Below are 14,759 nucleotides of genomic sequence, written 5' to 3'. Positions count from 1 at the left end.
ACGTCGGTCAGTGCGCGGCGGCGGGCCGACGGCGCGGGACGAGGTGCAGGACGGCGACGATCACCGCGCCGACGACCAGGCCGACGAGCGCCGACCCGAGCGTGTCGACGAGCCACGCGAGCAGCCCGCCGACACCGGGCACGTGGTGCACGGCCTCCTCGAGGTGGTGCAGCACGTCGATCGGCCCGTGCCAGCCGAGCGTGTCGACACCCGACAGCAGGATGTGCCCGCCGACCCACAGCATCGCGACGATGCCGACCGTCGACAGCACCGACAGCACCTTCGGCATCGCGCGGACCAGCACGCGCCCCGTGGCCGCCGCCGCCCGGTTCTCGCGGCCCGCGAGGTGCAGCCCGATGTCGTCCATCTTCACGATGAGCGCGACGACGCCGTACACGAGGACCGTGATGGCGAGCGCGACGACCGCGAGGATCAGGGCGCGCGAGAGCAGCGGCTCGTCAGCGACCTCGTTGAGGGCGATCACCATGATCTCGGCGGACAGGATGAAGTCCGTGCGGATCGCGCCGCCGATCATCGTCTTCTCGGTGTCGGCGCCCTGCGCCGCGGCCGGCGTGCTCGTGTGCTCCTTCGCGTGCCCGCTGACGAGCTCCCAGATCTTCTCCGCACCCTCGTACGACAGGTACGCGCCGCCGACCATGAGGATCGGCGTGAGCAGCCACGGCAGGAACTGGCTGAGCAGCAGCGCCGCCGGGAGGATGAACAGCAGCTTGTTGCGCAGCGACCCGACGGCGATGCGGCGGATGATCGGCAGCTCCCGGTCGGGCGTGAACCCGTGCACGTACCGCGGCGTGACGGCGGTGTCGTCGATGACGACGCCCGCCGCCTTCGCGCTCGCCCGCCCCGCGGCCGCGCCCACGTCGTCGACCGACGCCGCCGCGAGCTTGGCGAGCGCCGCGATGTCGTCCAGGAGCGCCGCGAGACCGCCTGCCATCACCATCTCCTTCACCGGCCCGAGGGCCGTCGGGGGCGGCGCCCCATCCGGTCGCCTCGCGCAAGGCTAGGACGGGACCGCCCGGTCGGCGCGTCGCGTCCGTCGCGCGCGTCCGCCGCGGTGGGCTGCGCGCCGCTGCGCCAGCATGGGCGCATGACCGACACACACGTCCACGAACGCGACGTCGCCGTGCCGGGCGGCGTCCTGCACGCCTACGACACCGGCCCGGCCACGGACCCGGACGGCCGGCCCGCCCTCCCGCTCGTCTGGTGCCACGGCACCCCCAACCTCGGCGCGCCGCCGGCACCGCTGCTCGAGCCCGCGCGACGCCTCGGGCTGCGGTTCGTGTCGTACGACCGCCCGGGCTACGGCGGGTCCACCGCGCGTCCCGACCGCACCGTCGGGTCGGCCGCCGCCGACGTCGCCGCGGTGCTCGACGCGCTCGGGCTCGACCGGTGCGCCGTGATCGGCCACTCCGGCGGTGGTCCGCACGCGCTCGCGTGCGCCGCCCTGCTGCCGGGGCGCGTCGTCGCGGCGGTCAGCGGTGCGGGCCTCGCGCCGGCCGACGCGGACGGGCTCGACTGGTTCGACGGCATGGCCGCGTCGGGCGTCGCGTCGCTCCGGGCGGCCGCCGCCGGGCGCGCCGCCAAGGAGGCGCACGAGCGCAGCGCGCCTCCCTACGACCCCGAGTTCACCGAGGCCGACCTCGACGCGCTGCACGGCCCGTGGGCGTGGTTCGACGAGGTCGTGGGCCCGGCGGCCGCGCAGGGACCGGCACCCCTGGTCGACGACGACCTCGCCTACGTCGCTCCGTGGGGGTTCGACCCGGCCGCCGTGCAGGTGCCCGTCCTGCTCCTGCACGGCGCCGACGACCGCGTGGTGCCCGTCGCGCACGCGCGCTGGCTCGCCGCGCACCTCCCGGACGCCGAGCTGCGCGTCGTGCCCGCCGCCGGCCACATCGCGGTGCTCACCGCGGCCGACGACGCGCTGCGCTGGATCGCGGACCACCGCCCTGCGGACTGACCCCACCGCACGACGAGCCCGCGCACGCGTCCGCCCGGGGAGACGCGCAGGTCCCCCGGGGCGGCGCCGTGCGGCCGCGCCGCGCTGGTGCGGCCGTCGCCGTCAGGCGGACGTCGTGGCGGCCCCTGCCGGTGCGATGGTGAACGGCTGCTGCCCGAGGAACGCCTCGTCGCGCGTGCCGAGCGTGAAGAAGTTCGGCTGCTGGCGGGCCGGCATCTGGTCGAGCACCTTGCGGTGCAGGTCCGCGTAGGTGCCGGTGAACCCGCCCTCGTCCCAGACCCGCAGCAGCGTCCCGGTGAACTCGCCGTTGACCGGGCCGTCGTACGAGTACTGGTCGTCCTGGCAGCCGGAGATGAGCAGCACCGACGCGGCGACGTCCTCGTCGGTGGTGGTGCCCGCGAGCGACTGCACGAACTCGTACGTGGCGCGCCGCGCCTTGTCGTCCTTCTCCGCGACGCCGCGCGGCATGACGCGGGCGACGGCCTCGGGGGGCAGCACCGCGGGCGGGCCGCCGCGCGCGCCCGTCTCCAGGCCCAGGTCGCGCTCGCGCTCCTGCTGCAGGACCGCGTCCCGCTCGACGTCGCGGATCACCGTGCCGCTGTGGCAGCTGTCGCTGAGGACGAGCACGCGGACGCCCTTCGCGAACTGCGCGTACATGCGCCGCAGCTCGTCGTCGAGGACCTGGCGGTCGAACAGCACCCACGTCTCGTCCTGCTGGTCGGGCTCGTCGCCGTCGATGTCCTCGACCTGGCCGCCGTGCCCGGAGTACGTGAGCAGCACGAGGTCGCCCGCGACCGCCGTCCGCGCGTAGGCGCCGATCTGCGTGATCACCGCCTGCGACGTGGCGGCCGCGTCGAGGAGCTGCACCGGCTGGAAGCCGGTCGCCGTCGCGAGCCGCAGCATCGCGTTCGCGTCGTTCACGCACCCGTTGAGCTTGCCGTCCCAGCCGCCGTAGGCGTCCGGGTCGACCCGGTTGAGGCCGATGTGCAGCGAGTAGCCGGTCATGGTCGTCGTCCCCCTCGTCGAGTTCCTGCACCGGCCAGCGTCCCACCGCGACCGGAGCGGGTCCAGACGCTTTGTCCCGATTTCGCCCACTTCTCGCCCGGTCGGAACCACGACAAGGTGAACTTTCTCCGTGACGGTTGTGCGCGACGCGGTGACACCCGCAGCATTCGGGGTGCGCCGGGCACCCGGAGGACACCGGAGACCCCACGGCGCCACGTCAGGGGGAACCATGCCTCGTCCGGAGCCAACCGCAGTGCCCGGGACACCCGCGCGACGACAGCGCGGACGCACCACGCTCGCCGTGGTCGCGACCGCGGCCGCGCTGGCCGTGACCCTCCCGACCCCTGCCGGCGCGAACCCGCCCGGGGTCCGCCCGCTCGGCGTCGACGAGTGCGCCGTCGACGTCAACGACCACGGCGTCGTCGTCACCGACACCCACCTCGTCGACCGCGGCCGCGTCCTGCCGCTGCCGGGCGGCCTCACCTCCGCCGCCGCGATCAACGACCGTGGCCAGATCGCCGGCCTCGTCGACGGCCGCGCCGCGTTCTGGGACGGCCGCCGGCTGCACCGCATCGGCGTCGCCGACCCCACCGACACGTTCGAGACCGTGTCCGCCGTCAGCGGCCGCGGCGAGGTCGTCGGCACGTCCGGCACGTTCGGCGGGGAGCGCCACGCGTGGCGCTGGCGCGAGGGCGTGCTCACCCCGCTCGCCGGCCTCGGCGGGTCGACCGGCGCGAACGACGTCAACGACGCCGGCCAGGTCGTCGGCGACGCGTGGCTCGGGTCGCGGCAGGTCCCCGTGCGCTGGGAGCCCGACGGCTCGCTCACCACGCTCCCGACGCTCGGCGACGGGACCGGCGACGGCCTCGCCGCGGCGCTCGACTCCCAGGGGCGCTCCGCGGGGTACGCCTACGCGGACGGGACGATGCACGCGACGCGCTGGTCCGCGAGCACCGCGGTCACCGACGTGACCCCCGGCGGCACGTCCTTCGGCATCGTCACCGACCTCAACGACCGCGGCCTCGCCGTCGGCAGCACCGTGCCGGCCGGCCTCCCGCAGCACGGCTTCGTGCAGCAGCTCGGCGCACCCGCGCGCCTCGTCGCCCCGCCGGAGGGCTCGGACGCGATCGTGCTGTCCGCCGTCAACGACCTCGGCCTCGCCGTCGGCTGCGTCGTCGACGAGGTCGGGCTCCACGCCGTCAGCTGGCGCGGCTGACCCGGTCGCGGCGGCCGTCGGCACGCGCGGCGACGCGCGGGTCACGGCAGGCGCCAGCCCGCACGACGACCAGGCGACCCCCGGCCGTCGTCAGCCCGCCCGGCGGCGCGGCAGCGGGACGCGGTCGAGGTCCTCGACCGCGCGCACGACCGTGCCGCCCGGACGCCGTGACGACGCCGCCGCGGCACGCGCCTGCGCGGCGAGCGGCGCCACGTCGGTGTACCGCGACGAGAAGTGCGTGAGGACGAGCGTGCCGACGCCGGCCGCCCCCGCGAGCTCACCGGCCTGCCCGGCCGTCAGGTGGAGGTGCTCGCGCGCGAGCGCCACGTCCTCGTCGGCGTACGTCGACTCGGCGACCAGCAGGTCGACGTCCTGGGCGAGCGCGGCCGCACCGTCGCACGGCGCGGTGTCCATGACGAACGCGAACGACTGCCCGCGCCGCGGCACGCTCACGTCCTCGAGCCGCACGTCGCGCCACCGCCCCTCGGCGACGAGCGTCCCCACGTCGGGTCCGCGCACGCCGGCCGCCTCGAGCAGCGCCGGCTGGAGGGTGCGCCCGTCCGGCTCGGTCAGCCGGTAGCCGAACGTCTCCACGCGGTGGTGCAGCGGCTCGACGCGCAGACCGGGCGCGACCTCGCCGGACGCACGGTGCGGGTGCAGCCGCACGTCGAGCCCGGGCCGCGCGAGCGCGACGAGGGCACGCACGACCGGGTCCGCGGACGCCGGGTAGTGCACCGGGACCGGGTGGGGCACGCCGTCGAGCGACATCCGCGACAGGAGGCCCGGCAGGCCGAACGTGTGGTCGCCGTGGGCGTGCGTGAGGCAGATGCGTGTCACCGCCGACGACGCGACGCCCGCGTGCAGCAGCTGGCGCTGCGTGCCCTCACCCGGGTCGAACAGCAGACCCTGGTCGTCCCACCGCAGCAGGTGGCCGTTGTGGTTCCGCGTGCGCGTGGGCGCCTGCGACGCCGTCCCCAGCACGACGAGCTCGCGCACCGCACCCTCCCTCTCGTCCGGCTCCGACGCCGGGACGACGAACGGGCCCCGGAAGACCGGGGCCCGTTCGTGTCGCTCCTCGGCACCTGCGTGCCGTCGGGCGTGACGTCGCGTGCGTCAGGCGACGCGACCGCCCGGGTTCTCCTCGTCGCCGATCTTGTGCACGACGATCGAGTTCGTCGAGCCGACGACGCCGACCGGTGCACCCGAGACGACGACGACGTAGTCGCCGACCTCGGCCAGGCCGTTCGCGCGCAGCGTCTGGTCGACCTGCGCGACCATGTGGTCGGTGCTCTCGACCGTGGGCACCTGGTACGTCTGCGTGCCCCAGCTCAGCGACAGGACGTTGCGCACCGACTCGACCGGCGTGAACGCGAGCAGCGGGATCGACGAGCGCAGGCGGGACATGCGCCGCGCCGAGTCACCGGACTGCGTGAACGTCACGAGGTACTTCACACCGAGCGTCTCGCCGATCTCGGCGGCCGCCCGCGTGATCGCACCGCCGCGCGTGTGCGGGGTCGAGCCGAGCGGCGCGATGCGCTCGCGACCGAGCTCCTCGGTCGCCTCGATGATGCGGGCCATCGTGCGGACCGTCTCGATCGGGTAGTCGCCGACGCTCGTCTCGCCCGAGAGCATGACCGCGTCCGCGCCGTCGAGCACCGCGTTCGCGCAGTCCGAGGTCTCGGCGCGCGTCGGGCGGGGGTTCGTCGTCATGGACTCGAGGACCTGCGTCGCGACGATGACCGGCTTCGCGTTGCGGCGGGCCAGCTCGACCGCGCGCTTCTGGACGAGCGGCACCTGCTCGAGCGGCAGCTCCACGCCCAGGTCGCCGCGGGCGACCATGATGCCGTCGAACGCGGCGACGATCTCGGCCAGGTTGTCGACGGCCTGCGGCTTCTCGATCTTGGCGACGACCGGGACGACCCGGCCCTCCTCCTCCATGATCCGGCGCACGTCGTCGTAGTCCTTGGCGGTGCGGACGAACGACAGCGCGATGATGTCGGCGCCGATCTGGATCGCCCAGCGCAGGTCCGCCTCGTCCTTGTCGCTCATCGCGGGCACGGACACCGCGACGCCGGGCAGGTTGAGGCCCTTGTTGTTCGAGACCGGGCCCGGGACCTCGACGCGCGTGATGACGTCGTTGCCCTCGACCGCCGTCACGCGGACGAGCACCTTGCCGTCGTCGATGAGGATCGGGTCGCCGGGCGACACGTCACCCACGAGGCCCTTGAACGTCGTGGAGACGCGCTCCTTGGTGCCCTCGATGTCGTCGGTCGTGATGGTGAACACGTCACCGACGGCGAGGTCGTGGCGACCCTCGATGAACCGGCCGAGGCGGATCTTCGGGCCCTGCAGGTCGACGAGCACCGCGACCGAGCGCCCCGACGCCTTCGAGGCCGCGCGCACGTTGTCGTAGACCTTCTTGTGCGCCTCGGTGTCGCCGTGGCTGCGGTTGATCCGTGCGACGTCCATCCCGGCGTCGACGAGGGCCTGGATCTGCTCGGCGGACTCCGTCGCAGGTCCGATGGTGCAGACGATCTTTGCTCTACGCATGGCTCGAGCCTATGCCTTCCTGGTGGGCGTGGTCGGACCAACGTCCCGGTGGAGGCACTGACGCCGACCGGTACAACGTGGCGGTCCTGGTGGGGTCAGGGGCGCAGCGCCACGGTGCTGGCCGTGACCGGTGAGGGCAGCTCGGTGCCGCCCGAGAGGTAGGTGTCGACGGCGGCCGCGGCAGCACGGCCCTCCGCGATCGCCCACACGACGAGAGACTGCCCGCGACCGGCGTCGCCGGCCACGAACACGCCGGGGACGGTCGTGGAGAAGTCGTCCGACCGGGTGACGAGTCCTCGCGCGGTGAGCTGGACTCCGAGCTGCTCCGTGAGCGGCTCCGTCTCCGGGCCGGTGAAGCCCATCGCGACGAGCACGAGGTCGGCCGGGATCTCACGCTCGGTTCCGGGCGTCGGGACGCGACGGCCGTCGGGCAGGTACTCGGTGGTCGCGAGCCGCAGCCGCGCGACGTTCCCGTCCTCGCCGGGGAGGAACTCGACGGTCGACGCGAGGTACGCGCGCTCGCCGCCCTCCTCGTGCGACGACGACACCTCGAACAGGATCGGGTCGGTCGGCCACGGCTGGTGCGCGGGGCGCTCCTCGGGCGGGCGCTTGCCGATCGCGAGCGTCGTGACCGACGCGGCGCCCTGGCGCAGCGCGGTGCCCAGGCAGTCCGAGCCGGTGTCGCCGCCGCCGATGATGACGACGTGCTTGCCGGTCGCCGTGATCTGGTCGGGCACCTCGCGGCCCGCCGCGACGGCGTTGGCCTGGTGCAGGAAGTCCATCGCGACGTGCACGCCACCGAGCTCCTTGCCCGGCACCTGCAGCTCGCGCGGGACGGTCGCGCCGGTCGCGATGACGATCGCGTCGTAGCGCGCCTGCAGCTGCTCCCACGTGATGTCGCGGCCGATCTCGACGCCCGGGCGGAACCGGGTGCCCTCGGCCTCCATCTGCGCCAGGCGGCGGTCGATGTGGACCTTCTCGAGCTTGAAGTCCGGCACGCCGTAGCGCAGCAGGCCGCCGATCGCGTCGTCCCGCTCGTACACCGCGACCGTGTGGCCCGCGCGCGTGAGCTGCTGCGCGGCCGCGAGGCCCGCGGGACCCGAGCCGACGACAGCGACTGTGTGGCCCGTGAGGCGCTGCGGCACCTGCGGCGTCACGTACCCGCGCTCGAACGCCTCGTCGATGATCGAGACCTCGACGTTCTTGATCGTCACCGGCGGCTGGTTGATGCCGAGCACGCAGCTCGACTCGCACGGCGCCGGGCAGATCCGCCCGGTGAACTCCGGGAAGTTGTTCGTCGCGTGCAGGCGGTCGATCGCGTCCGACCACTGCCCGCGCCACACCAGGTCGTTCCACTCGGGGATGAGGTTCCCGAGCGGGCAGCCGTTGTGGCAGAACGGGATGCCGCAGTCCATGCAGCGGCCCGCCTGCTCCTTGAGGTACGGCTGGCCGTCCTGCAGGTGGGCGTGGACGTCCTTCCAGTCGCGCAGACGCACCTCGACCGGGCGGTTGGGCGGGAGCTCACGCTCCCGCACCTTCAGGAAGCCGCGGGGGTCAGCCACGGGCCACCTCCAGGATCTGGTCCCACACGCCGGGCGCCGCGGGGTCGAGGCCGTCGGCCTCGGCCTGCGCGAGCGCACGACGGACGCGGGCGTACTCGGTGGGCAGGAGGCGCGTGAACCGCGCCCGGGTCGCCGTCGGGTCCTCGAGCAGCTGCGCGGCGACCGGCGAGCCGGTCTCCTCCAGGTGGGTGCGCAGCAGGCTCTCGACGAGCGCGGCGTCCTCGTCGTCGAGGGGGTCGAGGGACAGCTCGCCGGAGCGGACCGCCTCGAGGTTGACGAGCGGCACGTCGAGGTCGAGCACGTAGGCCGTGCCGCCTGACATGCCGGCGCCGAGGTTGCGGCCGGTGCGGCCGAGGATCACCACGGTGCCGCCGGTCATGTACTCCAGGCCGTGGTCGCCCACGCCCTCGACGACGAGCGTCGCGCCCGAGTTCCGGACGCCGAACCGCTCGCCGACGCGGCCGCGCAGGAAGACCTGCCCCGACGTCGCGCCGTAGCCGATGACGTTGCCCGCGACGACGTCGTGCTGCGAGAGCACGGCGCTGCGGTCGGGGCGCACGACGATCCGGCCACCCGACAGGCCCTTCGCGACGTAGTCGTTCGCGTCGCCGAACAGCCGCAGCGTGATGCCGCGCGGCAGGAACGCCCCGAACGACTGGCCGGCCGACCCGGTGACGGTCACGTCGATCGTGTCGTCGGGCAGGCCCGCGCCGCCGTACCGCTTGGTCACCTCGTGGCCGAGCATCGTGCCGACCGTGCGGTTGACGTTGCGGATGGGCAGGGCGATGCGCACGGGCTCCCGCCGCTCGAGCGCGTCCTGCGCGAGCGAGATCAGCTGGTTGTCGAGCGCACGGTCCAGGCCGTGGTCCTGCGACGCCGAGTGGTGCAGCGTCGACCCGGGGACCGGGTCGGGCACCGCGAGGACGGGCGTCAGGTCGAGTCCCTCGGCCTTCCAGTGGTCGATCGCGGCGCGCGTGTCGAGCAGCTCGACGTGACCCACGGCCTCCTCGATCGACCGGAAGCCGAGCTGCGCGAGCAGCTCGCGCACCTCCTGCGCGATGAACTCGAAGAACGTGACGACGAACTCCGGCTTGCCGGTGAACCGCGACCGCAGCTCCGGGTTCTGCGTCGCGACGCCGACCGGGCAGGTGTCGAGATGGCAGACGCGCATCATGATGCAGCCCGACACGACGAGCGGCGCGGTCGCGAAGCCGAACTCCTCGGCGCCCAGGAGCGCGCCGATCACGACGTCACGCCCGGTCTTCAGCTGGCCGTCGACCTGCACGACCACCCGGTCGCGGAGGTTGTTGAGCACGAGCGTCTGCTGCGTCTCGGCGAGGCCGATCTCCCACGGCGTGCCCGCGTGCTTGAGCGACGTGAGCGGGCTCGCACCCGTGCCGCCGTCGTGGCCCGAGATGAGCACGACGTCGGAGTGCGCCTTGGCCACGCCCGCGGCGATCGTGCCCACGCCGAACTCGGAGACGAGCTTGGTGTGGATCCGCGCCGACGGGTTCGCGTTCTTCGCGTCGTGGATGAGCTGCGCGAGGTCCTCGATCGAGTAGATGTCGTGGTGCGGCGGCGGCGAGATGAGGCCCACACCGGGCGTCGAGTGCCGCGTCTTGGCGACCCACGGGTACACCTTGTGGCCGGGCAGCTGACCGCCCTCGCCGGGCTTGGCGCCCTGCGCGAGCTTGATCTGGATGTCGTCCGCGTGCGTGAGGTACTCGCTCGTCACGCCGAACCGGCCCGACGCGATCTGCTTGATCGCCGAGCGCCGCTCGGGGTCGTACAGGCGCTCGGGGTCCTCGCCGCCCTCGCCCGTGTTCGACTTGCCGCCGAGGCGGTTCATCGCGATCGCGAGCGTCTCGTGCGCCTCGGCGGAGATCGAGCCGTACGACATGGCGCCGGTGTTGAACCGCTTGACGATCTCGCTGACGGGCTCGACCTCGTCGAGCGGCACCGGCTGACGCACGCCGTCCTTGAACGCGAGCAGGCCGCGCAGCGTCATGAGCCGCGACGACTGCTCGTCGACGCGGTGCGTGTACTCGCGGAACACGTCCATCTGGCGCGTCCGGGTCGAGTGCTGCAGGCGGAACACCGTCTCGGGGTCGAACAGGTGGTCCTCGCCGTCACGACGCCACTGGTACTCGCCGCCGACCGCGAGCCGCTGGTGCGGCTGGCGGTTGCCGGACGCGGGGTACGCGTCCTCGTGGCGCGCCGCGACCTCGGCCGCGATGACGTCGAGCCCGATGCCGCCGAGGCGGCTCGTCGTGCCCGTGAAGTACCGGTCGACGAGCGGCTGCGACAGGCCGATGGCCTCGAACACCTGCGCGCCGCGGTACGACGCGATCGTCGAGATGCCCATCTTCGACATGACCTTGAGGACGCCCTTGCCGAGCGCCTTGATGAGGTTCTTGACGGCCTTCTCGGGCGAGACGCCCGGCAGGTAGCCGTTGCGCGCGAGGTCCTCGACCGACTCCATCGCGAGGTACGGGTTCACCGCGGCCGCGCCGTAGCCGATGAGCAGCGCGACGTGGTGCACCTCGCGGACGTCGCCGGCCTCGACGACGAGCGAGATCTGCGTGCGGGTGTGCCGGCGCAGGGTGTGGTGGTGCACCGCGGACAGCAGCAGCAGCGACGGGATCGGCGCGAGCTCGGCGTCGGAGTTGCGGTCGGACAGCACGAGGAAGCTCACGCCGTCGGCGATGGCACGGTCGACCTCGGCGAAGATCTCCTCGAGGCGCGCCTCGAGGGCCGCTCCCCCGCCGGCCGCGCGGTACAGGCCGCGGATCGTCGTCGCGCGGAAGCCGAGGGACGGCTCCTTCTGGACGTGCACGATCTTGGCGAGCTGGTCGTTGTCCAGGACGGGGAACGGCAGCACGAGCTTGCGCGCGTGGCCGGGGCCGTCCTCGAGCAGGTTGGGCTCGGGGCCGATCGCGCCGCCGATCGCGGTGACGAGCTCCTCGCGGATCGCGTCGAGCGGCGGGTTCGTGACCTGCGCGAACATCTGCGTGAAGTAGTCGAACAGCATGCGCGGCCGGTTCGACAGCACCGCGACGGGCGTGTCGGACCCCATGGCACCGAGCGGCTCCGCGCCCGTCGCGGCCATCGGCGACAGGAGGATCTTGAGCTCCTCCTCGGTGTAGCCGAACGTGCGCTGACGACGACGGACCGACGCGGCGGAGTGCGCCACGTGCTCCCGCTCGGGCAGCTGCTGGAGGTAGACCGAGTTGTCGCGCACCCACTCCGCGTACGGCCGCTGCGCGGCGAGCTGCGCCTTGATCTCGCTGTCCTCGACGATCCGGCCCTTGCCCGTGTCGACGAGGAACATCCGGCCCGGCTCGAGCCGGCCCTTCGCGACGACGGTCGCGGGGTCGAGGTCGAGGACGCCGGCCTCGGACGCGCACACGACGAGCCCGTCCTCGGTCACCCAGTACCGGCCCGGGCGCAGGCCGTTGCGGTCCTGCACCGAGCCGATGAGCGTGCCGTCCGTGAACGTCATCGCCGCCGGGCCGTCCCACGGCTCCATGAGCGTGGAGTGGTACTCGTAGAACGCGCGCCGGGCCGGGTCCATCTGGGCGTGGTTCTCCCACGCCTCCGGGATCATCATCATCACGGCGTGCGGCAGCGACCGGCCGGACAGGTGCAGCAGCTCGAGCACCTCGTCGAAGCTGCCCGAGTCCGACCCGCCCGGGGTACAGACCGGCAGCAGCGGCGCGAGGTCGCCGAGCGCCTCGCTCGCGAGGGTGCCCTCGCGCGCGGCCATCCAGTTGCGGTTGCCGCGCACCGTGTTGATCTCGCCGTTGTGCGCGATCAACCGGAACGGCTGCGCGAGCGGCCAGGACGGGAACGTGTTGGTCGAGAACCGCGAGTGCACGAGCGCGATCTCGGTCGCGTAGCGCGGGTCGGACAGGTCGGCGAAGAACGGCTCGAGCTGCCCGGTCGTGAGCATGCCCTTGTAGGCGAGCGTGCGCGCCGACAGCGACGCGAAGTACAGGCCCAGCTCGCGCTCGGCGCGCTTGCGCAGCCGGTAGGCGCGGCGGTCGAGGTCGAGGCCCGCGAGCTCGCGCGAGGGGTCGGCGACGACGAGCTGCCGGAAGACGGGCATCGACGCGCGCGCCGTCGGTCCGACGAGGTCGGCCGTGACGACGACGTCGCGCCACGCGAGCACGTCCAGCTTCTCCTCGGCCGCGATGGCCTCGACCGCGGCGACCACGGTGCGCTGCTCGGCCTCGTCGACCGGGAGGAACGCCATGCCGATCGCGTAGAAGCCGGCGGGCGGCAGCTCGGCGTCGACGACGTCGCGCAGGAATGCGTCGGGGATCTGGGTGAGGATGCCCGCGCCGTCACCGCTGTCCTCCTCGGCGCCGACGGCGCCGCGGTGGTCGAGGTTGAGCAGCGCCGTCAGACCGGCGTCGACGATGTCGCGACCGGGGGTGCCACGCAGGGTGGCCACGAAGGCGAAGCCGCAGGCGTCGTGCTCGGCCGCGGGGTCGTACAGACCCTGCTGCGCCGCGCCCGACGGCGTGACGAGCGCGCCAGGGCTCACGTGCGACGTCGACATCTGCACCGTCCTCACGATCCCCGGGGACCGGGGTTTGTCGAACATGGGGGGAACGCGGGACGTCGTCGGCCCAAACGTGGGGTGACGATACAACCCGGAAACATCGCGAGCCGCATCGCCACTTTGTGAGGTGGGTCACACCCCGCTCGCGGTCAGCGAGCGGCCTCGGACGTGCTCTCCTCGTCGTCCTGCACGGTCGGGGGTGCCAGCAGGAGGGTCGTGTCGCGCCCTGGATGCCGGCGCCCGACCACCACGAACGCTACCAGCGCGCCGAGGCCCACGATGATGGACGTCCAGACGTTGACCCGCAGCCCCAGGATCGTGCTCGCCGGGTCGATCCGGACCAGCTCGATCCACAGACGTCCGGTCGTGTAGATCACGACGTAGAGCCAGAACACGCGGCCGTGCCCGAGCTTGAACCGGCGGTCCGCCCAGACCAGCACCGCGGCACCCGCGAGGTTCCAGAGGATCTCGTACAGGAACGTCGGGTGGAACAGCGTGCCGGTCTCGAAGCCCGCGGGCAGGTGCGCGTCGTCGATCTGCAGGCCCCACGGCAGCGTGGTGGGTCCGCCGAACAGCTCCTGGTTGAACCAGTTGCCGAGCCGGCCGATCGCCTGCGCCACGAGCAGGCCGGGCGCGAGCGCGTCCGCGAACGGTGCGAGGCGGACCCCCTGGCGACGGCAGCCGATCCAGGCACCCACCGCGCCGAACGCGACCGCACCCCAGATGCCGAGGCCGCCCTCCCAGATGTACAGCGCGCGCACCGGGTCGCCGCCCTCGCCGAAGTACGCCTGCGGGGACGTGATGACGTGGTAGATCCGGCCGCCGACGATGCCGAACGGCACCGCCCAGAAGGAGATCTCCAGCACCGTGTCGGGGTCGCCCCCGCGCTCGGCCCAGCGCCGACGGGTCATCCAGAGCGCCGCGACGATGCCCAGCAGGATCGCGATCGCGTACGCGCGCACCGGGAACGGGCCCAGGTGCCAGACGCCCTGCGGCGGGCTCGGGATCGACGCCAGGACCGCGGCGCTCACCGCTCGCCCCGCACCGCCGAGCGGACGCCGTCGGCGAGGTCGGCGGTGACCCGCGCGAGCGCGTCGATCCCGCCGGTCGCGTCCCCCGACTCGTAGGCGTCGAGCAGCGGACGGACGAACGCCGAGCCGACGATGACGCCGTCGGCGTACCGCGCGACCTCGGCCGCCTGCTCACGGCGCGACACGCCCAGCCCGACGCAGACGCGCTGCGCGCCCGCGGCGCGGGTGTCGGCGACGAGCTGCTCGGCCCGCGAGCCGACGGTCGCACGCTCCCCCGTCACCCCCATCGTCGACGCCGCGTACACGAAGCCGCGCGACGCGGCGCTCGTCGACGCGAGCCGCTCGGGCGTCGAGCTCGGGGCGACGAGGAACACGCGGTCCAGGCCGTGCGCGTCGGACGCGGCGACCCAGTCGTCGGCCTCGTCCGGGATGAGGTCGGGCGTGATGAGCCCCGCGCCACCGGCGGCGGCCAGGTCCCGGGCGTACGCCTCGACGCCGTACCGCAGCACGAGGTTCCAGTAGCTCATGACGAGGACCGGCGCCCCGCGGCCCGCCACCTGCTCGACCGCGGCGAGGGTGTCGCGCACGCGCGTCCCGCCGCCGAGCGCGACGTCGACCGCGCGCTGGATCACGGGCCCGTCCATCACGGGGTCGGTGTACGGGACGCCGAGCTCGACCACGTCGACGCCCGCGTCGACCATCGCGCGCACCGCGTCGACCGAGCCGGGCAGCGTCGGGAAGCCGACCGGCAGGTAGCCGACCAGCGCCGCACGACCCGACGCCCCGCCCTCGCCCGCGCGCAGCGCGTCGAGCCGCTCCCCGGTCGCCGACCGGACGTCCACCGTGCTCACTG

10 protein-coding genes are annotated in these 14,759 nt (G+C 73.6%); 2 read left to right on the top strand and 8 right to left on the bottom strand.

Annotated elements, in window-relative coordinates:
* Positions 1–7: 7 nt before the first annotated feature.
* On the bottom strand, positions 8–952 hold the full coding sequence (locus OMK64_RS12805; protein ID WP_272728762.1) for a DUF808 domain-containing protein: 945 nt from the start codon (positions 950–952) through the stop codon (positions 8–10).
* Between the two features lie 153 nt (positions 953–1,105).
* Here OMK64_RS12805 and OMK64_RS12800 point away from each other — a divergent pair, with 153 nt between their 5' ends.
* Positions 1,106–1,975: an alpha/beta fold hydrolase gene (locus tag OMK64_RS12800; protein WP_272728761.1), complete on the top strand. Its 870-nt coding sequence runs from the start codon at positions 1,106–1,108 to the stop codon at positions 1,973–1,975.
* Positions 1,976–2,077: 102 nt separating this feature from the next.
* Here the strand turns inward: OMK64_RS12800 and OMK64_RS12795 are convergent, their stop codons facing one another.
* Positions 2,078–2,980, bottom strand: a complete 903-nt coding sequence (locus tag OMK64_RS12795; protein WP_272728760.1) for a caspase family protein — start codon at positions 2,978–2,980, stop codon at positions 2,078–2,080.
* A 301-nt stretch (positions 2,981–3,281) separates the two neighbouring features.
* On the opposite strand from OMK64_RS12795, the gene OMK64_RS12790 reads away from it, so the two are divergent.
* Positions 3,282–4,196, top strand: a complete 915-nt coding sequence (locus tag OMK64_RS12790; protein ID WP_272728759.1) for a hypothetical protein — start codon at positions 3,282–3,284, stop codon at positions 4,194–4,196.
* 90 nt (positions 4,197–4,286) lie between these two features.
* Here the strand turns inward: OMK64_RS12790 and OMK64_RS12785 are convergent, their stop codons facing one another.
* The 6 genes from OMK64_RS12785 to trpA all read right to left on the bottom strand — a co-directional run bounded on the left by OMK64_RS12785 (position 4,287) and on the right by trpA (position 14,757).
* The gene (locus OMK64_RS12785; protein ID WP_272728758.1) at positions 4,287–5,192 is read right to left on the bottom strand and encodes a ribonuclease Z; all 906 of its coding nucleotides are present in this window, start codon (positions 5,190–5,192) and stop codon (positions 4,287–4,289) included.
* Positions 5,193–5,309: 117 nt separating this feature from the next.
* Positions 5,310–6,746, bottom strand: a complete 1,437-nt coding sequence (pyk, locus tag OMK64_RS12780) for a pyruvate kinase (protein WP_272728757.1) — start codon at positions 6,744–6,746, stop codon at positions 5,310–5,312.
* Between the two features lie 95 nt (positions 6,747–6,841).
* On the bottom strand, positions 6,842–8,308 hold the full coding sequence (gene gltD, locus OMK64_RS12775; RefSeq protein ID WP_272728756.1) for a glutamate synthase subunit beta: 1,467 nt from the start codon (positions 8,306–8,308) through the stop codon (positions 6,842–6,844).
* Positions 8,301–12,872 carry a glutamate synthase large subunit gene (gltB, locus tag OMK64_RS12770; protein WP_272728755.1) on the bottom strand — a complete coding sequence of 1,524 codons (4,572 nt, stop codon included), beginning with the start codon at positions 12,870–12,872 and terminating at the stop codon, positions 8,301–8,303. The genes gltD and gltB overlap by 8 nt, the downstream gene beginning before the upstream one ends.
* Positions 12,873–13,024: 152 nt before the next feature.
* Positions 13,025–13,906, bottom strand: a complete 882-nt coding sequence (lgt, locus tag OMK64_RS12765; RefSeq protein ID WP_272728754.1) for a prolipoprotein diacylglyceryl transferase — start codon at positions 13,904–13,906, stop codon at positions 13,025–13,027.
* Positions 13,903–14,757 carry a tryptophan synthase subunit alpha gene (gene trpA, locus OMK64_RS12760; protein ID WP_374694095.1) on the bottom strand — a complete coding sequence of 285 codons (855 nt, stop codon included), beginning with the start codon at positions 14,755–14,757 and terminating at the stop codon, positions 13,903–13,905. Before trpA ends, lgt begins: the two co-directional genes overlap by 4 nt.
* Between the last annotated feature and the right edge of the window lie 2 nt (positions 14,758–14,759).

Origin of the sequence: Cellulomonas fimi (assembly GCF_028527925.1) — a bacterium.
GTDB lineage: Bacteria > Actinomycetota > Actinomycetes > Actinomycetales > Cellulomonadaceae > Cellulomonas > Cellulomonas fimi_C.
Note: the sequence above shows the minus strand (reverse complement) of the source record. Positions and strands in the feature narration are given on the sequence as shown.